16 protein-coding genes and 5 pseudogenes are annotated in these 17,263 nt (G+C 68.3%); 9 read left to right on the plus strand and 12 right to left on the minus strand.

The features are described 5' to 3' along the window. From KUM49_RS09625 to KUM49_RS09635, 3 genes and pseudogenes are all read right to left on the minus strand, one after another. Positions 1-198, minus strand: a pseudogene (locus tag KUM49_RS09625) (hypothetical protein); the annotation flags it as partial. After that, positions 195-404 carry a hypothetical protein gene (locus KUM49_RS09630; RefSeq protein WP_217236319.1) on the minus strand — a complete coding sequence of 70 codons (210 nt, stop codon included), beginning with the start codon at positions 402-404 and terminating at the stop codon, positions 195-197. The pseudogene KUM49_RS09625 and the gene KUM49_RS09630, both read right to left, overlap by 4 nt. A 149-nt stretch (positions 405-553) precedes the next feature. Continuing rightward, positions 554-1,225 (minus strand): DinB family protein, encoded by a 672-nt coding sequence (locus tag KUM49_RS09635; RefSeq protein ID WP_308406584.1) that lies wholly within the window; start codon positions 1,223-1,225, stop codon positions 554-556. A 523-nt stretch (positions 1,226-1,748) separates the two neighbouring features. On the opposite strand from KUM49_RS09635, the pseudogene KUM49_RS09640 reads away from it, so the two are divergent. Beyond that, positions 1,749-2,982, plus strand: a pseudogene (locus KUM49_RS09640) (DNA polymerase III subunit alpha); the annotation flags it as partial. Positions 2,983-3,293: 311 nt separating this feature from the next. Here the strand turns inward: KUM49_RS09640 and KUM49_RS09645 are convergent. Beyond that, positions 3,294-3,446 (minus strand): hypothetical protein, encoded by a 153-nt coding sequence (locus KUM49_RS09645; protein WP_217236320.1) that lies wholly within the window; start codon positions 3,444-3,446, stop codon positions 3,294-3,296. A gap of 336 nt (positions 3,447-3,782) precedes the next feature. Between KUM49_RS09645 and KUM49_RS09650 the strand changes: the two genes are divergently transcribed. Further along, positions 3,783-4,214, plus strand: coding sequence for an SRPBCC family protein (locus tag KUM49_RS09650; RefSeq protein ID WP_217236321.1), 432 nt, complete (start codon positions 3,783-3,785; stop codon positions 4,212-4,214). A 114-nt stretch (positions 4,215-4,328) separates the two neighbouring features. On the opposite strand, the gene KUM49_RS09655 is transcribed toward KUM49_RS09650, so the two are convergent. Beyond that, a complete protein-coding gene (locus KUM49_RS09655) occupies positions 4,329-5,753 on the minus strand; it encodes a carboxylesterase/lipase family protein (RefSeq protein WP_217236322.1) in 1,425 nt (474 codons plus the stop codon). A 91-nt stretch (positions 5,754-5,844) separates the two neighbouring features. Further along, complete coding sequence (locus KUM49_RS09660; RefSeq protein WP_217236323.1) at positions 5,845-6,456, minus strand: TetR/AcrR family transcriptional regulator; 612 nt, start codon at positions 6,454-6,456, stop codon at positions 5,845-5,847. 109 nt (positions 6,457-6,565) lie between these two features. Here KUM49_RS09660 and KUM49_RS09665 point away from each other — a divergent pair, with 109 nt between their 5' ends. Next, positions 6,566-6,991, plus strand: coding sequence for a nuclear transport factor 2 family protein (locus KUM49_RS09665; RefSeq protein WP_217236324.1), 426 nt, complete (start codon positions 6,566-6,568; stop codon positions 6,989-6,991). A 115-nt stretch (positions 6,992-7,106) separates the two neighbouring features. Here KUM49_RS09665 and KUM49_RS09670 read toward each other — a convergent pair. Then, positions 7,107-7,613: pseudogene (locus KUM49_RS09670) on the minus strand (Tn3 family transposase); the annotation flags it as partial. Between the two features lie 178 nt (positions 7,614-7,791). Here KUM49_RS09670 and KUM49_RS09675 point away from each other — a divergent pair. After that, on the plus strand, positions 7,792-8,277 hold the full coding sequence (locus KUM49_RS09675) for a hypothetical protein (RefSeq protein WP_217236325.1): 486 nt from the start codon (positions 7,792-7,794) through the stop codon (positions 8,275-8,277). A 385-nt stretch (positions 8,278-8,662) separates the two neighbouring features. Here KUM49_RS09675 and KUM49_RS09680 read toward each other — a convergent pair whose 3' ends face one another. Next, positions 8,663-9,316, minus strand: a complete 654-nt coding sequence (locus KUM49_RS09680) for a TetR/AcrR family transcriptional regulator (protein ID WP_217236326.1) — start codon at positions 9,314-9,316, stop codon at positions 8,663-8,665. A 146-nt stretch (positions 9,317-9,462) separates the two neighbouring features. On the opposite strand from KUM49_RS09680, the gene KUM49_RS09685 reads away from it, so the two are divergent. Beyond that, positions 9,463-9,885: a nuclear transport factor 2 family protein gene (locus KUM49_RS09685; protein ID WP_308406592.1), complete on the plus strand. Its 423-nt coding sequence runs from the start codon at positions 9,463-9,465 to the stop codon at positions 9,883-9,885. 255 nt (positions 9,886-10,140) lie between these two features. On the opposite strand, the pseudogene KUM49_RS09690 reads toward KUM49_RS09685, so the two are convergent. Together KUM49_RS09690 and KUM49_RS09695 are read right to left on the minus strand one after the other, a co-directional pair. Next, positions 10,141-12,038 (minus strand): annotated as a pseudogene (locus KUM49_RS09690) (SMI1/KNR4 family protein). Positions 12,039-12,421: 383 nt separating this feature from the next. Further along, the gene (locus tag KUM49_RS09695; RefSeq protein WP_217236327.1) at positions 12,422-12,580 is read right to left on the minus strand and encodes a hypothetical protein; all 159 of its coding nucleotides are present in this window, start codon (positions 12,578-12,580) and stop codon (positions 12,422-12,424) included. A 151-nt stretch (positions 12,581-12,731) separates the two neighbouring features. Here KUM49_RS09695 and KUM49_RS09700 point away from each other — a divergent pair, with 151 nt between their 5' ends. The 3 genes from KUM49_RS09700 to KUM49_RS09710 all read left to right on the plus strand — a co-directional run bounded on the left by KUM49_RS09700 (position 12,732) and on the right by KUM49_RS09710 (position 15,227). Beyond that, entirely contained in the window at positions 12,732-13,628 is an 897-nt protein-coding gene (locus KUM49_RS09700) for a Ku protein (RefSeq protein WP_217236328.1), read from the plus strand. A 282-nt stretch (positions 13,629-13,910) separates the two neighbouring features. Beyond that, the gene (locus KUM49_RS09705; RefSeq protein ID WP_308406585.1) at positions 13,911-14,588 is read left to right on the plus strand and encodes a hypothetical protein; all 678 of its coding nucleotides are present in this window, start codon (positions 13,911-13,913) and stop codon (positions 14,586-14,588) included. A gap of 225 nt (positions 14,589-14,813) precedes the next feature. After that, complete coding sequence (locus tag KUM49_RS09710; RefSeq protein WP_308406586.1) at positions 14,814-15,227, plus strand: DUF6086 family protein; 414 nt, start codon at positions 14,814-14,816, stop codon at positions 15,225-15,227. A 47-nt stretch (positions 15,228-15,274) separates the two neighbouring features. Here the strand turns inward: KUM49_RS09710 and KUM49_RS50175 are convergent. Further along, a pseudogene (locus KUM49_RS50175) lies at positions 15,275-15,808 on the minus strand (transposase); the annotation flags it as partial. An 18-nt stretch (positions 15,809-15,826) separates the two neighbouring features. Here KUM49_RS50175 and KUM49_RS09720 point away from each other — a divergent pair. Continuing rightward, entirely contained in the window at positions 15,827-16,027 is a 201-nt protein-coding gene (locus tag KUM49_RS09720; protein WP_217236411.1) for a hypothetical protein, read from the plus strand. A 393-nt stretch (positions 16,028-16,420) separates the two neighbouring features. Here the strand turns inward: KUM49_RS09720 and KUM49_RS09725 are convergent, their stop codons facing one another. Next, complete coding sequence (locus KUM49_RS09725) at positions 16,421-17,209, minus strand: BTAD domain-containing putative transcriptional regulator (protein ID WP_217236329.1); 789 nt, start codon at positions 17,207-17,209, stop codon at positions 16,421-16,423. Between the last annotated feature and the right edge of the window lie 54 nt (positions 17,210-17,263).

The following is a 17,263-nucleotide window of genomic DNA, read 5'->3' on the forward strand; positions in this document are numbered from 1 at the left end:
GGATGGTGAGGTGCGACTCCACGGGCGGGTGTAGGGGGCGCCGCATCCGGCGCAGCAGGCGAGGTGGAGCGCTGAAGCAAGGGTGTGGGCGGGGCCAGGCGCGGCGGGATAGGTGGTGCCCTCGATGACCGCGGTCAGCGCAGGCCACGAGGGCAGGCCGGTGCAGCTCTGTGAAAGGGCGCCGGGCTCATTGGTCATGAGGCCTCCGGTGTAGCTGGCGGGCGCGTCCGGCGGCTGTCGGGCGTACGGCCGATGCAGTTGGCGACGGTGTCGATTTCACTCCTGCTGTAGGCGGTGCGGATGCCGGAGGGGGTCAGTCCGCTGGCTTGGGCGAGAGGTTCGAGCTTGTAGGGGCGGTCTCCGTGGAACTCGCGGCCGTACGCGAGGAGCCGGCGCACCTCCACCAGCTCGCCGTGCTCCCGACGGCCGCCCGCCCCGCCAGCACCTAGGTCAGGCCCGCCGGATGCTCGAGAAGTACCGCGTCCAGCAGCTCGGCACCGCGCAGACGGTCGGCGATGCCCGCATCCGCAAGATGCTGAGTCCGTAGCCGGCCCTACTCAGCGTCTTGTGCCTCGATCAGGTCGAGGTCGCGGACGCAGAAGCCGTGGTGCTCGAAGGTCTCGTTGAGCACCGTGCCGAGGCACTGCCGCACCAAGCGGCCCCGGGCGTACGGCGGCCAGACATCGTCGTCGGGCACCGGCGCTCGCGCTGCGAGCTGCACAGCGGTGACCTCGTCGAGCCAGGCCTCGAGCTCGGCGGCCTGTGCGTCACGCACGCTCACGATCTCGTCGAGGGCCGGATCGAGCGAGAGGTCAAGCCCGTGCGCTCCACGGTAGGGCTCGACGGTAGTCCCGATGCCCATCGGTGTGAACAGCTCCGTCGAGCCCAGGCAGCAGCGGCGGAACCACGAGTCGTGGACGAAGACCAGGTGGCGCATCGTCTGCACCGCCGACCACTCGTCGTTCACGCTGCGGCGCTCGATGCCGGGCGTACGGCGGATTCGCTCGATCGTGGCGGCCCAGCCGGCATGGAGCTGACGCGATGCCTCGCGCAGATCGGCAGGGTCCTCGGAGCGGATCAGCACCCGCACCCGATGACGCCGGTCGAGCTCTGCCTCGATGTACTCGGTGACCTCGACACCGTTCACCACGAGGTTGGTGATGAGCCCGTCGATCACGGCATCCTGCATGACGACGCCGATCAGGCGTGCCCGGTCAGATCGCACTCGCGGAACTCCGCACCGCGCAGATCCTTGTCGGCATACCGCGTCATGCTCCGCATACTAGGTCCGAGCACCGACAAGCCAGCTTCCCCGGCTTGATTTGGCCTCTTCCAGGTCCTGACCGAGCGCGAAGAACGCAACAGCGTCGCGATCGCCTCCAACCAATCCTCTCCAAAGCGCAGGCCTCAGCGACAGGCAGCCGGCGGTCAGTGCGGTGTCCGGTGGCCTCACCGAGGCGCTGTCCGGCGGTGTACTCCCCCGACGCGGTCAGGCCGGGCACCTTCAGCGCGTCGAACGGCTCTTTGGCGAGTGCGGTGTGGAAATCGGCCCGGCCGCTGCAGCAGGCCATGCCGGACCTCAGCCGGTGGACCAGGCGCGCATCTGCGCGGCGATCTCCTGAACGCGGGCGCCCTTGTGTTTGGCGCGCATAACGAGCGCGAGGGCTTCCTTGGGCTCGTAGCGCAGGTACTGGCCGTTGGTGTTGAGGAACGTCTCGGCACTCAGCCAGGCGAAGAACTCGTAAGCCTGGTTTCGCCTCGCGGCCGCAGAACGCGGCTACAGCCAGAGGGTGCTGGACGAGGTGTGGGAGATCGTCTCGTCCTTCGGCGCGTACGGATTCTGCCGGGCGCACGCTGTTGCTTTCGCGGTTCCCGCTCTGCAGTCCGCGGTCCTGAAAGCGCGGTTCCCGGCGTTTTTGTACGCCGGGCTCCTGGAGCACGACCCCGGGATGTGGCCGCGAAGGGTGCTGGTGGCCGATGCCCGCCGCCACGGCGTGCCCATCCTGCCCGTCGACGTCGACCACTCCCGCGCGGCACACAGCGTCGAGCAGACCGAGCAGGGCTGGGGCGTGCGGCTCGCCTTCTCCACCGTCAAGGGCATCAGCGAAGCCGAGACCACCCGCCTCGTGGCCGGCCAGCCCTATACCGACCTTGCAGGACCTGTGGCAGCGCGCCCGGCCCTCCCTGCCCCTTGCCCAGCGCCTGATCCGCATCGGCGCACTCGGCCCGCTCGCCGGCGACCTCACGCGACGGGATCTGCTGCTGCAGGCTACTGAACTGCACCGGCAGTTCCGCGCCCGCTCCGCCACTGGCGGACAACTGCCGCTGGGCGGCGAGCTGGTGAGCGCCGAGCCTAGCGGCCTGCCCGAGATGACCAGCCGGGACAAATCTCGGCGCAGAACTGGAGGCACTCCAGATCGACGTCACCCACCACCTGATGGAGCACCACTTCAGGCTGCTCACTGAGCTCGGCGCTACGGATGCCGCACACCTGCGCGGCATGGTCCCCGGCCAGAAGGTCCTCGTTGCCGGGGTGCGCGCCTCCACCCAGACCCCACCCATCCCGTCCGGGAAGCGGGTCATCTTCGTAACGCTGGAAGACGGCTCCGGTCTGGTCGACATCGCGCTCTTCGAGGACTCCCACGAGCAGGTCGCACACACCGTGTTCCACTGCGGCCTGCTCCTGGTGCGCGGCACCGTCACCGCGCGCGCGGCCCGCGCCGCACGGTGGTCGGCGATATGGTCTGGGACCTGGACGCCGTGGCCCAGGCGCGCCGCGACCACGGCCCCCAGGCCGCACTCGACCTGCTCGGCCGCACCGCTCCCTCCCCCACCCCGGCCCAGCCGACCGCACCGCAGCGCACGCTCGCCGAAGGCACCGCCGGAGCCCGGCTCCACCCGTACGCCGACCTCCAGCCCGCCGGCGCCCGCTCGGCGGACCTGAAACGGCTAGGCCACCGTAACCAGGGAAGCGCAGGGTGATCTCATGAGCGGTCGTTGCATCCTTCATCTGCGTTTCGACCTCCCGGCTGATCATGACGCCGACCTCTTCGAGCGGCTGCGTCGTCTGCTTGAGGCATCACACCCCGCGTGCAGATGATCGAGTCGGACAGTTCTGCCGTACTGGAAGCGTGACGCCCGGGGCCTTGTGGAGCTGGTCCAGTTGCGCGCGCTCGCGTACTTCGGACTGCGCAGCGCGGCGGGGTGCGCGAACAACCGGATGCTCGCCGCTATGGCCTGCACGCTCACCCCGCCCGGCCGACGCACGATCATCGCCGACTCCCCCGAGGCGATCACAGGCTTCCTGCGTCCCCGTCCGGTCCGGGAGCTGACTCCGGACGGGCCAGGGCGGCCGCGATCGTCTCCATGACCTCCTGGCGTCCGTCTTCGGAAAGCCCATCGAGCACGTCTTCCACCGTGAGCGCCAATCCCACATCCTGCGCCATCGCGCACCCCCGTCCTTGTGATCGTGGGCAGCACCGTATGGCGCGGTAGCCGAGCGCGCGCCGGCCTGTGGATAACGTGGCTCCGTCCGGATGCGGCGGATTGGCAGGGCTCATAGTCTGAAAGCGCTCGGGGCTGTCGCGGAGGTCTGCCGTGCCCCGAACACCGGGCGATCGCCACCCGGTACGACAGACTCGCCGTCCGCTAAGAAGCGACCGTGCTGGTCGCAGCCATCAACGAGTGGCTGTGACCAGCACTTTCATAACACGCCTAGGGCTTGCAGGCGCACACTGGAAAGAGCAAGGCCATACGACGTGAACCGAACATGGAGGTGGGCCATGAGCACCCTCGAGAAGCATGTCGACGTCGGAGTCCCGATCGACAAGGCATGGGACAGCCTGCACCACGTGGAGAACTACTCACGCTTTGTGGACGGAGTACGCGACGCGCGTGCGGACGCGAAGGGCCGCGCGCATCTTTCCATCGAGGCCGGCGACCACACCCGCGAACTCGATGCCGACTACCACGACCACGCGGAGAATCGCGTGCTGGAGTGGCACACCAGAGGCACCCCCGAGCTGACGGGCTCCTTCTCCCTGCTCCCGATCGACAGGAACCACACCCGGGTCCAGGCACGGCTCGAGTACGACCCGGATGCCGTAAGGGACACCTTCGGCGGCCCGAGAGGCTTCGCCCAGGCGAACACGGTCGAACGCGTGGTCGGCAACGATCTGGAGCACTTTAAGAAATATGTGGAACAGGGACGGTGAGTAACAAAACGTAACAGTCCCACCTTTGCCCGTCCCTGGCCGATCTCGAATCCGTCAACATTCACAGTGCCCTGTCAGGCCCCGCCGACTCCGCTGCGCAAGCGGCACGAACGGCTACCTGGATGCGATGTGCTCCCAGATACGCCGGGAGTCTTCGAGTGGGTAGGGGGCGTCGGTGGGGAGTGTGTCCCAAATCCGGGTGGTGGGGCTGGGGTGTTCGGGTGCGAAGCGCGGCCAGCCGGGGTCGCCAGTGGCGGCGAAGGACGTCCAGGCCGTACGGATGCGCTCTGACAGGCCGGCGAAGTCGGGGGGCGGCGGGGAGCCGAGGAACCCGGCGGCCGGGCGGGTCGTGGAGTTGCCGAAGACGAACGGGATGTCGATGCCGTGGGCGGCGCCCAGGGTAGGGCCGCGCCAGGTGAAGTCGTAGAGCCAGGTCCGTCCGCCCGCGCGGGCATGGGCCTCGGCGACCCAGGTGGTGGGCATACGGACGAGCGCGTCGGACAGCATCACTGTGAACAGGTCGGCGTCACTGACGCCGGGGTGGCTCTGCCGGTAGGCGGCAGCTGACTCCTTTTCCAGCCCGACCGCTTCGGCGACGATCGCCAGGTCGACTCCGGGCGGGGGCTGCGGTCCCTGGCCCCTGTATTCCTCGTGGGTGAACCCGCAGACCAGGTCCACGTCCCGGCCTGCGCCGGTCCGGAGCGCCGTCCAGGGTGGTCCGGTCACAAGGTCGCCGTCGATGACGGGGGCGAACGCGGTGAACCCCTGCCGGTCGCGCAGCGGCGCGTCCTGGACGGCGAGGATCGTCTCGGGCGGCAGTGCGGCGAACGCGTCCCAGGACGGCGCGACGCCGAGGGCTGCCGCGATCGTCTCGGTGACGGCCTCGGCCTCGGCCCCGGTGCGGATCCCGGAGGGGATGCTCTGGGTGATCGCGCGACGGAACAGGCCGCGCGCGGCGGGCGCGGCCATGAGCAGGGCGGTGGAGGCGGCACCGGCGGACTGGCCGAAGACGGTCACGTTAGCGGGGTCGCCGCCGAACGCGGCGATGTTGTCCTGTACCCACTCCAGGGCGGCGATCTGATCGCGCAGCCCTCGGTTGTCCGCGACCCCGGGCAGGTGCCCGAAGCCCTCGAAACCGACACGGTAGTTGAAGGTCACCACCACGGTCCCGGAGCCGGCCAGGGCGGCGGCGTCGTACTGCGGCATGCTCGAGGAACCGTGCTTCCACAGGCCGCCATAGATCCACACCATGACCGGCAGGCCCGCCCCGCCGATGTCCGGGCTCCATACGTTCAGCGTCAGGCAGTCCAGCCCGACGCCGGGCCGCCACGCTGGCGGAGCGGTGGGTGCCGGTGCCAGTTGCGGCGGAGCCGCGCCGAACCCGACACAGTCGCGGACCCCACCCCACGGCGCGGCCGGCGCCGGGGGACGCAAGCGCAGCATCCCCTCAGGAGCTGCTGCGTAGGGCACTCCCTTGAACGCCGCGATGCCACCAGTAACGAGCCCCCGGACCCGGCCCGTCGTCGTCCTCGCAATCATCTCGCCCACCCGGCGGAGACGGTCGGGTCACACTGGGTCGCCATGGCGGGCTCCTGGGGTCTCGGTTACGGATGCAGGCAGTGCAGGGACTTCATCTCGGGGCGTTGCCTTCTGCAGGTGGCTGGCGCAGGGGTGCGATTCCCGCGTGCACCAAGCGCAGGAACAACGCCTTCCGCTGCAGCCGCAACTGCGGGTCCGCACTCGTCTTCTTCAGCCCGTCCGCGACCGCGAGGAGGAGAAGCGCGATGTCCTCGGCGGTCGCGCCGGAGGTCGAGAACTGCACTTCTCCCGTTGCCGCCGCGGTCTGCAGCGCGCCGGCGAGCCGGACGACCAGAGCCGCATGGGCCTCGCTGACGATGTCCCCGGCGACGTCGAGACTCGCATCAAGGACTTCCCCGCCGTGCACGCTCGACGAGATCTGCGCCAACAGTCCTCCGAAGTAGGCGGCCATCGCGGCATCGACTCGGGACAGCACGTCGCCCTGCTGGGCGAGAGCTGCATCTACCTCGTCGAGTGCCCGGGAGTGCGCCCGCCGGGACCCTGCCCGGAAGAGATCTTCCTTGCTGGGGAAATGCAGGTACAGAGCAGCACGGGACATCCCAGCGGCACGGGCCACGTCCTGCATGGTGGTCTTGCCGTAGCCGTACTGACAGAAGGCGGTCAGCGCGGCATCGAGGATGTGTCCCGTTCGGTCGTCTGTCATGCTGTAACCATGACGCAATGGACTCCCAGCGTCAATGAGTCCAATTTGGCTGGTCATCCGGGTTCCAAACCCGGCGCCTGGCCTCTCAACCCATCAGGAGTGAAACCCCATGACGCAGACAGCAACCGTCCCGGCCGGTGGTGCGATCGCCGAGCAGATCCGCGACGTCGAGCGGGCCAGGCTCCGAGCGCTCGTCGCAGGCGACATCCGTACCGCTTCCGAGCTGCACGCACCCGACTTCCAGCTCGTCACCCCCGTAGGCCATGTGCTGTCCAAAGACGCATACCTCCAGGCGATCGCAACCGGAGACATCGACTACATGGAATGGGAACCCGGCCCCATCGACGTCCGCATTCACGGGAACGCCGCCGTCATCCGCTACCAGGCCACGCTGGAGGTGATCTTCAAGCACCGCCGGGTACCCCGCGCGAGCTACTGGCACACCGACACCTATGAGAACGCAGACGGCCAGTGGCAAGCAGTCTGGTCCCAGGCAACCGCGATCGAGCAGATGACGGAGCGCCCCCTCCCGTAGCGGACCGCCGGACCTGAGAGCGCCGTAGCTCCCAGGGGCGTGAGCGCGTCCGTGGACGCTTGCCGCACGCTCCGATATTCCGGCCCAGGCGGGCCGCCGGCGGTCCCGCGACAGCTCATCGCGTCTTCGTACTCGATCGCTCGGCGGTGTCCGCCACTGTGCGGGAGCGGGGCACGGCAGCCGCCGGCCCCAGGTCGAGGCGCTTGCTCATGTCCAGGCGGAAGGTGCCGTACGGATTGACGTTGGACCAGAACAGCGCGGTCAGTCCGCGCCGGTCCTCGTCGCTCAGCTTCTTCGACCAAGCCGCTTCGGCCAGGACCTGCTGCACCAAGAGGGTGTTGACGTGCACGAGCGCGGACTGGAGCAGGTGCAGGGCGAGCATCGACGTCTCGGCGTGCTCCTTGTCCGGGCCGGTCAGGGCGCCGTCCTTGCCGTAGTGGAGCACGGTGTTCGCACTGTTCCAGTTCTCCACGACCTGGAGGCCGCCGTGGATCTCCCGGCGCAGGCCGGGACTGGCGAGGTAGTCGCAGGCGAAGACCGTACGAACTGCGCGCCCCAGTTCTTCGAGGGCCTGGTAGGTGGGGTGCTTGGGGCCGCCGCGGGTGAAGCGGCGCAGGACCTGCTCCGCCTCGGCCGTGAGGACCGGTTACGGATGCTTCGGCAGATGCGGTCCGTCTGGAACGACGTCAACGGGGCCCGCTGTGAGCGGATCAAGAAGGAACTCGCAGCGGCCCAGGCCCGGGGGGAGCACGAGAGCGCCTATTACGCCTTGCGCCACCACCATCCTGCAGGGACGCGTCTTGCGCTCACACGACCCGGTCGGCATCGAGCAGGAGATGTGGGCCCTGCTCACCCTCTACCAGCTTCTGCGCCGCACCATGGTCCAGGCCGCGGAGTCCCAGCCGGGCACCGATCCCGACCGCTGCGGCTTCACCATCGCTCTCCAAGCCGCCCGCGACCTGCTGGTATGTGCGGAAGGAGTCTTCAAGCAGGGCATCGGCGAGATCGGCCGCCGAGTCCCGCCGGCACTCTCGCCGGCACGGCGATCCCGCGTCAGTACCCGCAAGGTGAAGTCACCCATCTCCCGTTACGCGGAAAGGAAACTGGACGACCGCCCCGACGGCAGCCGGGATGTGATCTCGACGACGATCACTGTCCTGCCACCCCCAGCACCGCAGCCCTCGTTGCCCACGACGACCGTCCCGGAGTACGCCGGCCCCGGCAAGACGAGCAGCCGCATGGTCCGTGTCCTGGCCATCCTGCAGGCAGAGCCCGAACGGCTGTGACCCTCAAGGGAGATCGCCGAACTGCTCGGCGACGTCACGCTCGTCGCCCCCTACCGACAACTCGCTCGCTGGACCGAGAGAGGAATGATCAAGAGAGTCCGCACGGGCCGCTGCACAGCTGTCAGCCAGATGACGATTCCCTTGCGTGACCTGCGAAAACGCTAACTACCCGGCCTTGGGGAAACTTCACGTCTACTCGATGCTTCACCACACTGCCGTCCCAACTTCCAGGCTCTCACCCATCAGGTTGGCGTGCTGGGCCCTGTTCGAAGTAGGGGCAGGACCCTCTTGCGCCAGCTGCCGTCGCGGTCGGCCCGGTCCCGGCTCGCGGACCTCACAGCCGCAACCGGATCTCAACCCCCGCCTGCTGACACCCTTCAGTCGTCTACTGTCGCACCAGAGGCAGGCCGGCTGCAGTGGCCGCCACCATGCGTTTCAGTGTGGGGCGGAACGGCGGGAACGCCCCCGCGATCTCCGGCTCGCGCGCGTACAGTTCACGCAGCGCCTCAGGCGGACGGGTGATGGGAAACAGCTTCGCGACGAAAGCGCTGGCTGTCATCACGAGTGCGGCGCCATCGGCGGGGGTCAGTTCCGGGCAGGCGGCGGAGATGCGCTGGCCGATCGCCCAGTAGGTGTCGATGGCCCACCTCTTGAAGACCTCCAGCACCTCCACGGACACATTGTGCTCGAGCATCGTCTCCGCGTGCGTGGTCAAATCACAGTAGAGCGGCCGGTCCACGAAGGCATCCGCGAGAACGCCGGCTGTTGCCTCGGTCCCACTCACTTCCTGCAACCGGGCACTGACCACGCTCGCCCACTCAGAACCCGCGCTCATCAGCAGATGTAGGTAGATCTCCTCACGCGTGCCGAAGTAGCGCAACACGTTGGACTTGGCGAGTCCGACCGCGGTGGCGATGTCCTGCAGGCTGACCCTGGCCACGCCGGAACGCTCGGCGAGCTCCCGAGCGGCGGTGAGGATGGCCTCACGGCGCTGGTCCTTCTGATCAGGGCGTCGAGCCCGTTGGAATGGCGCTGACATGACCGTTCATCCTAGTCCAGATCTAACAGAACACCCATCTCTTGTTAAGATACGGGTGTTCTGTTAATGTCCCGGCATCCGACAACCCCATCGCGCTCCGGGAGTGAAAGACCATCTCCGCCACCTCGACCAACCTCAGTCAGACCATTGACGACTTCGTTGCCGCCTTCAACGAGCCGAGCCCCGATCTCGACAAGGTCATGTCCTTCTTCGCCGACGACGCCGTGTACCTGCCCGGCCACCTCCCGGAGCGACGTGGCATCGCGGCGATCCGCAAAGAGTTCGAGCCGCACTTCGCCGGGCGCTACGGCGCCATGCACTTCGCCGTGTACGACAAGATCGTCGACGAGCCGAACCGGCTCGCCACGATCCGCTGGGCCTGCCGGCTCGACATGAGCGGAGAGTCCGGCCGTCATGTGCCGTTGCCACTGCGCCTGTTCGCCCGTGCGCGCTACGGCGGCCGCATGCAGTGGCACGGCGTGGACGTGTTCCACTTCGACACCGCAGGGCGCATCAGCGGCAAGTTCACCTACGCCATGTTCCGGTTGCCGCTGTGGGAGCGAGGCTGACAGGGCTCCCCGCGGTCCGAACCACCCGAGACGACCCCACGCGCCATGCGCCTCCGACCTGGAGGGGCGTTGGGATGGGTTACAACGCCGAGGCCGGGTCCCGGCCTTCGCCCCTCTCGTCCCAGATGGCGGACGTGAACCCGCGCGGTGCCCCCGCCAGGACCACCACACCCCAGCGGGTTCTCGCCCGAGCACCCTCCAGGTCCCTCGAACCCGCTGTTTCCGCCTTCCGCGGGGGTGCGGGCCCGCCCGCGTTCAGGACCGGTGCCGCACGATCCTGGCGTAGGCGAAGCCCTCGCCCTCGCGTGGCGCCCGGGTCCAGGACCGGGTGGTGAAGGTGCGGAGCCTGCCTTGGGTCAGCGCGAAGCGGGGAAGCGAGAGCCCGAGCTCGGTGTGCAGGGCCTCCAGCGCACGCCGCTCGTTGTCCAGTTCGGTGTCCTGCGGGCGAAACAGCCGTGCGGGGTCCAGCGCCTCGGGTATTGCGCCGGAGCGCTGGATCTCCGTACCCCGCACGGTGAACGCGTAGAGCACCTCGCTGTGTTCGGCCACCGAAAGGTGGAAGGCGGCCGGGTGGTCACCCGGAGACGAGCTCCTCGGCTCGCGCCACACCACCACCGCGCGGCCGGACGAGGAGGCGGCCGGAGCGAGGGACAGGAACAGCTTGGTCAGGTGGCGCTGGGAGTAGCCGTCGAAGGCGAAGGCCCACGCTTCGGCGGTGCGGCCGACGGCGACCACGGCTCGGTCCTCCCAGAGTTCCACGCCCTCCTGCTCGTGGGGCTTGGGTGCCCGCCAGGACACCATGCGCAAATCCGCGGGTGCGCTCAGTTCGGCGCCTTCCTCGCCGATCAGGGCGGGCAGGCGGGCGGGGTCGATCCCCTCGACCCAAACACAGCGGTATCCGTCGAGCGGCTGGCCGTTAGCCGCGGGCTCAGTCAGCCAGGCGAGGCCCGGCGGGTCGAGATCGGGCACCGGCTCGGGAGCGGGTCCCGTCTCCCCGGCCCGCGGTGTCGCGAGGATTTCCCGCCCACGCTCCGGCGTGATCAGCGGGCCCAGGACCGGATCGGCGAGCAGGCCGATCGGGGCGATCAGCAAGGGCCCCGGCGCCTCCCACAGCGGGAGCGCGTCCCGCAGCACCCGCCACGCGGCGTCGGCCGCCCCCCAGCGGGCCGACTCCCGGGCCTCGGCGACGGCCCTTCCCCATGGACCGGCAGGCGCGTAGCGATGGGTGCCGTCCCGCATCGCGCTCAGTACGGCCTCGGCGGTCTTCCGGGTGACCCCGCGGGCGGACATCATCCCGAACCAGTGATCGTCCCCGCCCAGCCGCCATTCGACGCGTGCCGGCGCCATGGCATGCACGGGCAGAATCTCGGGCAGGTAGCGCGGGTCGGCCACCAGGTTGCCGTAATCCCGGGAACTGCACGGAGCCAGCAGATGCTGGAGCTGGTTCAGGAGGACGGCGCTCCGTGGCCGTCCGAAGGACAGCGCCTCATCGAGCAGGGGCAGGGCCTCCTCATACCGTCCGCGCAGGACCAGTAGACGGGCCTCCTCCACATGGGCATCCTGGGCGCGCGTGGTCGCGTTCACGAAGTCGGGCCGTCCCACCCGGTCGGAGTGGAAGTTGCGGTACATGGCCTCCATGTACGCGCGGAACGACGGGTAACGGTCCGGCAGTCACCGCTCCAGCCCTTGTAGACATAGAGCGCCCACTCACCGTCCTGGTCACTGTCACCCGGGTCGAGCAGGGCGTACGACATGTCGGAGTCCGTCTCCAGCCGTAGCGCCCGTTGCCACATCCCGGCCAGCAGGACGTCCTCCTCGCGCGGGTTGTCGCCCAGGTTCTCCTCGTACAGCGGGGTCATGTCGTACGGATCCTGGAACCAGCCGATTTCCGCGGCGCCGCCGAGCTGGTAGACCCCGGCGGTCTGGTCCACATGCCACCCGTCACTCACGGCCAGGAACTGCCGGTACGAAGGCGGCAGCCGCCGCCCCAGCCGCTCCTCGGCCGCGGCGATCGCCGCCTCGTCCGCCCCGGGTCTGCCCGGGCGGACGAGGGTCTGCTCGCCGTCCTCGTCCTCGTCTGCGTCCGCGCGCGGAACCCACTCCTCCTGCCACCGCCCCAGGAACTCCTGCCAGTTGAAAGATTCGCTACTCATGGCCGGATGGTGCCATCCGGCACCGACAACGGTGGCGCCCTGTTCCATCTACCGCGACCGCAGGCCACCCCGGGCGACCCGCGTTTTACGCAGGTGAGGTGTACGCAATATCCGCGACAGGCCCATACCGGCCGTCATGGGTGGGGAGATCCAACCGCAGTGTTGAGCACGTGCTTCGCGCCCGTGCACGCCGGGAGAACGGTGAGCCGTTCCGCGAGCCAGCCCGGGAGTTCGAGTATGGAGAGGGCCCAACTGATGACGTATGACGTGCCGTCCACGGCGGATCCGGGTCCGATGAGATACACGCCGCTGCGCCGACCGGGATTCTCAGACGTCGATGCCGGTTCCGTCGCTCCGCTGCACCGCCGCAGGAAGGGACGGACTCACACGGCGATCTCGTCCAAGAGCTGCGGGCCGTGGTTGCGGACATTGTTGACGGCCAGGGAGACGGGCTTGGCGTCCAGATGTCCGTCGGCGAGCTGGGTGAGGAGCGAGCGTAGGTCGTCTTCCACCGTGAGCGCCAATCTCACATCCTGCGCCATCGCACACCCCCGTCCTTGTGATCGTGGGCAGCACCGTATGGCGCGGTAGCCGAGCGCGCGCCGGCCTGTGGATAGCTTGGCTCCGTCCGGATGCGGCGGACTGGCAGGGCTCATAGTCTGAAAGCGCTCGGGGCTGTCGCGGAGGTCTGCCGTGCCCCGAACCATATGGTCAGGCGCTATCTCGTTCGGTCTCGTGACCGTTCCCGTTAACGTCCAGTCCGCCACCGAGGATCACAGCATCAGCTTCCACCAGTACCACCTGGAGGACATGGGGCGGGTGCGGGTGCGGAAGGTGCGCGAGCTGGAGGACCGGGAGGTCGCTCAGTCGGAGATCGGCAAGGGCTACGAGTACGCCAAGGACCAAGTCGTGCCGATCTCGGATGCGGAGCTGCGGGAGCTGCCGTTGCCGACGGCGAAGGCCATCGAGATTGAGGCGTTCGTGCCGTTGGACAGCATCGACCCGATCCAGATCGGTGAGGGCTACTACCTGGCGCCGGGCGGGCAGGTGGCGGCGAAGCCGTACAAGCTGTTGGTGCAGGCGTTGGGGCGGTCGTCGAAGGTGGCCGTGGCGAAGTACGCGTGGAGCGGGCGGGAGCGGCTGGGTTTGCTGCGGGTGCGCGACGACGTGATCGTCCTACACGCGATGCGCTGGCCGGACGAGATCCGTGACCCCGCTGAACTGCTGCCGCCACCGACGGAGGTCTCCGAGGAGGAGATCGAAGGCGCGCTTGCTCTGATGGAGTCGATGAGCCGCGAGGACCTGCAGGGCCCGGATTTCGAGGACACCTACACCGAAGCCATGGCGAAGATCATCGAAGCGAAGCGGGAGGAAAAGCCCCTTCCAGAAGCGCCGGAGCCTGAGAAGCCGGGCAAGGTCCTCGACCTGATGGCCGCTCTGACGGAGTCCGTGAACAAGGCCAAGGCCTCGCGGGGTGAGGGTGCAGACGTCCGCGAGATGCCGAAGAAGACCTCGGCGAAGGCGGCGAAGAAACCGGCTAAGAAGTCCGCTGCGAAGAAGACGTCTGGGCACCGATCGCGTAGCGCCTGAAGTCTTTGGTCGTGGTCCGCCACGGCTACGACAGTTCGTACCGAGCGGACAAAGGACGTGTGCCGCAGCCGACTCTGGGATAGCCGGCACACTCCCTTCGCAGCCCGGGCGCAGCAGCAAGAACACGCGGGCGCTGCACCTCCCAGTGCCCTGTTGCCCGGTAGCCACACTGCGCCGATCGGGTGGTGTCGCCGCCTCGCCACCCGACTGTGGTCAGCTTGAGTTTTAACCTCTGCCTGCTGCTGCGGCACCGAGTGCGCGGGCGTGGGGCACACTTTGGAGGTGTCCTCCACTAGATCACTTGCGAGTGTCGATGAGATACACGCCTATCTCATCGACCAGTTGAACTCTGCCCTGCGCCGTCCCGGCATGTTCTCGCAACATGACGCGGCTCTGCGGATGCTGATGGATCACCTCCTGTTCGTGGAATGCCAGCCCGAGGCATTGGCTGAAGAGCAGCGCGCCTGGGCGAGCCGAGGGGCCTGGACCAGCACCGGTGTGGCAGGCCTGTTCCAGGAGTTGATGCCGGGAGGCTACGACCAGCATTGTGTCGCCTCGGTCTACGCCGAGTTCGCGCACCGCCGCGGCTGGCTCAGGCCCGATCACCTTCTGCCAGCTGGCGAGCATCACGCTCTGCGGGCCAGGGTGCGCCCGTGGGCGCAGGCGGACCGCTCGTGGGCAGATGTCATCTCCGAATTCGGCCCCCCGTCCATCCTGTTCGGAGGGACCAGCCCGCTGTACAGCAAGACGCTCGGCTACCTGGGCGAGGACCCCGATGAGCCCATGGTGTTCTTCCATCTGTGGAATGGCAGCACCCCGGCCCTCGAGTCCGCATGGCCCGAGCTTGAGGAACCTGTTCTGCTTGCTGTCCGCTTCGGAGACGCGCCCTTCGATGAAGCCTTCATTTTCACGCCCGAGGGGCAACGAAGGCGGCCCGAGCTCGATTCGCTCTGCCGCTGAGCGCCCGAGAGGTTACGCAGCACCCGCAGGACGGGCCTTCGCCTTCCTGGTTTCCCAAACGCTTCCGCTCACTGGGCGATCGGCCGTGAGGACGGCCGACCGGCCAGTTTCACCCCCGGCATGCTGAGCAATGGCTTTGTTCACGAGATTGGGTTCTGGCTCACTTTCCGTGGAGGGCTGACTGACCGTAGCGTCGACCTCCTATGACCAGCAGAGAGAGGCTACGTGAGCCAGTACTACGAATTGGGCGACCAGACCCTGTGGAACCCGTCCAACGGGGCGTCCCGGCTGTTCATGAGGCAGGTCGCCCTCTATCAAGCTGAAGTGGGTCTGCCATCCGGCATCGGCCCCATGGAAGCTGACGAGTGTCAGATCGACCCCATCGCATTCGCGGCGTTCGTCGACGCCCTGCTCGCCTGGCATAGCAAAACCAGGCACGCCATCATGGCCACCCTGTCCGAAGGGTTCGTTGCCACGGTGCTGGCCTTGGCTGAGAAAGCGAACATCGAGGTGAACTGGCAGGCGGCCGAGCGCGCCGAGAGCCGCTATCTCAAGACGGCTTCGGATCCCCATGCTAAGGAGTGGACAGCCGCACTGCGGCAGAAGTCACGCGAGCTCACCCGACACATAGCGACCTGAGGCTCGTCTCGTCTGCCAGCAGCCGCGCCAGGCACGCAAGCGTTGCCCTACGTGTAGAGCAGGACACGCTTGCGGAGGAGACCGAAGCCGGCTCGGCCGAACATCTGACGTTTGAGCATCTTGATCCGGTTGACGTGTCCTTCGACCCCGCCGGAGCTCCAGGGCAGGGTGAGGCCGGCGATGACGGCGTCCCGGTCGCGGTCGATGCCTGCGGCGAGCGTGTGGAGGCCGGGGAGGTTGTCTCGCCGAACGGCATCAAGCCACTGCGACAGCCGTTCGCCCTGGCGCTCGGTGAGCATCTGACCGAAGGAACGGACGTGGCCGGTGAGGGCGTCCAGTTCAGGGCAATGGACCAGAACGGCCTTGAGCCGAAGATGCTCCGTCTCGGTGAGGCTCTCCGGCTGACGGAGGATCCATCCGGCGACGACCCGGGGTGAGGGTGGCCGAGCCGTGACGGGGCGTGGCGAGAGCCGCTTCTCTCGGAAATAGGTGCGAACCCGCTGGTAACTGCCCTGATAGCCGAGCGGCACGATCTCCTCCCACACCCTCCAGGCGTTCGTGCAGCCCTGGTTCCAGCGGTCATGACCTTGGATAGCGGCATGGTGAGACGCAAGAAGGCGAAGAAGAAGCGGCCCGTCTGGGGCATTCCGAAGGGGATCGTCCTGTTGGCGACGCCGGAGGGCTGGCGCAGGCCGTCCACCCCGCCCCTGAAGCCAGGCCGGCACCGGCAACAACGGCCACACGGCGCCCGCTCCGCGTCCGTCATGTCCGACGGATACCGGCGCACCCGATCGGGATGATCTGCCGCACTGCCGTACACGTGCGCGAGACAATCGCACACTCGGGCGGGCGAGTTGAAGTCAACGTGCCCGGGCACGTACAACAACGACAACAGGGCCTCCGGGAACCACTCGGAATGGGATCGCACCCCCGAGCTACCAGGAGGCCCTGCCTTGGATGCGGTCCCGCACCGCAACGCCTCGGATGTCGGCTGTTCAGGAGCGGGGAGGAGGACAGCGCTGCGTACTGCAAGGTCCGTGCCCGCGTCGAGCGCGTCATCGGCCGGATGAAGAACTAGAGGATCCTCGCCGTCCAGGCCGTCGCCCGCATGCACAACCGCGTCCTCGCCGTATGACCACCGACGCCAACGACCCAGCTCAGGCTGCCTGTTCACGGCCCTTCTGCTACGTGCTTCAGCCCACCGGCATCGGCAGCAACGCCGGGTCCTGGCGCAGGATCCGTGCGTGCAGGGACCGCAGTGCCGGTCCTGGGTCCGCGCCGAGGGCCTCGGCCAGGCAGCGGCGTGCGGCCTCGTAGGCGGTGAGCGCGTCCGTCGGGCGGCCGGTGCGGCACAGGGCCAGCATCAGAAGTTCGACGAGGCGTTCGCGCAGAGGGTGCACCGCGACGAGCCGGACGAGTTCGTGGACGTACTCGAAGGAGCGGCCGCCTTCGATCGCCCCGGCGAGACGGGCCTCCAGGACCGTGAGCCGCTTCTCCGTCCAGCGCAGCCGCTCCGCCGCGAGCGAGGGGGCTTGCAGACCCTCGGCGAAGTCTCCGCGCCACAACTCCTCGGCACGCCCTGCGAGTTTGTCCGCCCGCTCCAGATCTCCGGCGTCCCGCGCCGCGAGCGCCTCGTCCACCAGCAGGCGCCGCTCGCGCAGATCGTCGGGCCGGACGCCGGTGAGCCGGTATCCCGCCCCGGTCCAGGCCAGCTCCGCCCCGTCGCCCAGTGCGCGGCGCAGCCCGGAGACGTACTTCTGCACGAGGTTGCGCACATGCACCGGCGGGTCGCCGCGCCACACGGACTCGACGAGAGCGTCGTACGAGATCGGCCGTCCCTCCTGGAGCAACAGCACGGCCAGGACCGCCCGTTGTTTCGGCGGGCCCAGCGGGATCTCCGTGCCCTCGCGCAACACCCGCAGCGGGCCCAGCAGTTCGCAGCGCAGGCGGGTCGTCGTCTCCGCGTTCTCCGTTGCCCCCATGGGGTGAGACTAGCCCGGACACCGGATTCCAGTGGATCTTCCAGCGAGGATTCC

Source organism: Streptomyces sp. AC555_RSS877, assembly GCF_019049245.1.
GTDB lineage: Bacteria > Actinomycetota > Actinomycetes > Streptomycetales > Streptomycetaceae > Streptomyces.

What these genes read in the sequence shown, in the direction of transcription:
- KUM49_RS09680 (WP_217236326.1), bottom strand. Translation starts at nt 9,316, where the DNA reads ATGTCAGCGCCATTCCAACGGGCTCGACGCCCTGATCAGAAGGACCAG.
- KUM49_RS09725 (WP_217236329.1), bottom strand. Translation starts at nt 17,209, where the DNA reads ATGGGGGCAACGGAGAACGCGGAGACGACGACCCGCCTGCGCTGCGAA.
- KUM49_RS09655 (WP_217236322.1), bottom strand. Translation starts at nt 5,753, where the DNA reads ATGATTGCGAGGACGACGACGGGCCGGGTCCGGGGGCTCGTTACTGGT.
- KUM49_RS09650 (WP_217236321.1), top strand. Translation starts at nt 3,783, where the DNA reads ATGAGCACCCTCGAGAAGCATGTCGACGTCGGAGTCCCGATCGACAAG.
- KUM49_RS09645 (WP_217236320.1), bottom strand. Translation starts at nt 3,446, where the DNA reads ATGGCGCAGGATGTGGGATTGGCGCTCACGGTGGAAGACGTGCTCGAT.
- KUM49_RS09695 (WP_217236327.1), bottom strand. Translation starts at nt 12,580, where the DNA reads ATGGCGCAGGATGTGAGATTGGCGCTCACGGTGGAAGACGACCTACGC.
- KUM49_RS09720 (WP_217236411.1), top strand. Translation starts at nt 15,827, where the DNA reads ATGGTGAGACGCAAGAAGGCGAAGAAGAAGCGGCCCGTCTGGGGCATT.
- KUM49_RS09665 (WP_217236324.1), top strand. Translation starts at nt 6,566, where the DNA reads ATGACGCAGACAGCAACCGTCCCGGCCGGTGGTGCGATCGCCGAGCAG.
- KUM49_RS09660 (WP_217236323.1), bottom strand. Translation starts at nt 6,456, where the DNA reads ATGACAGACGACCGAACGGGACACATCCTCGATGCCGCGCTGACCGCC.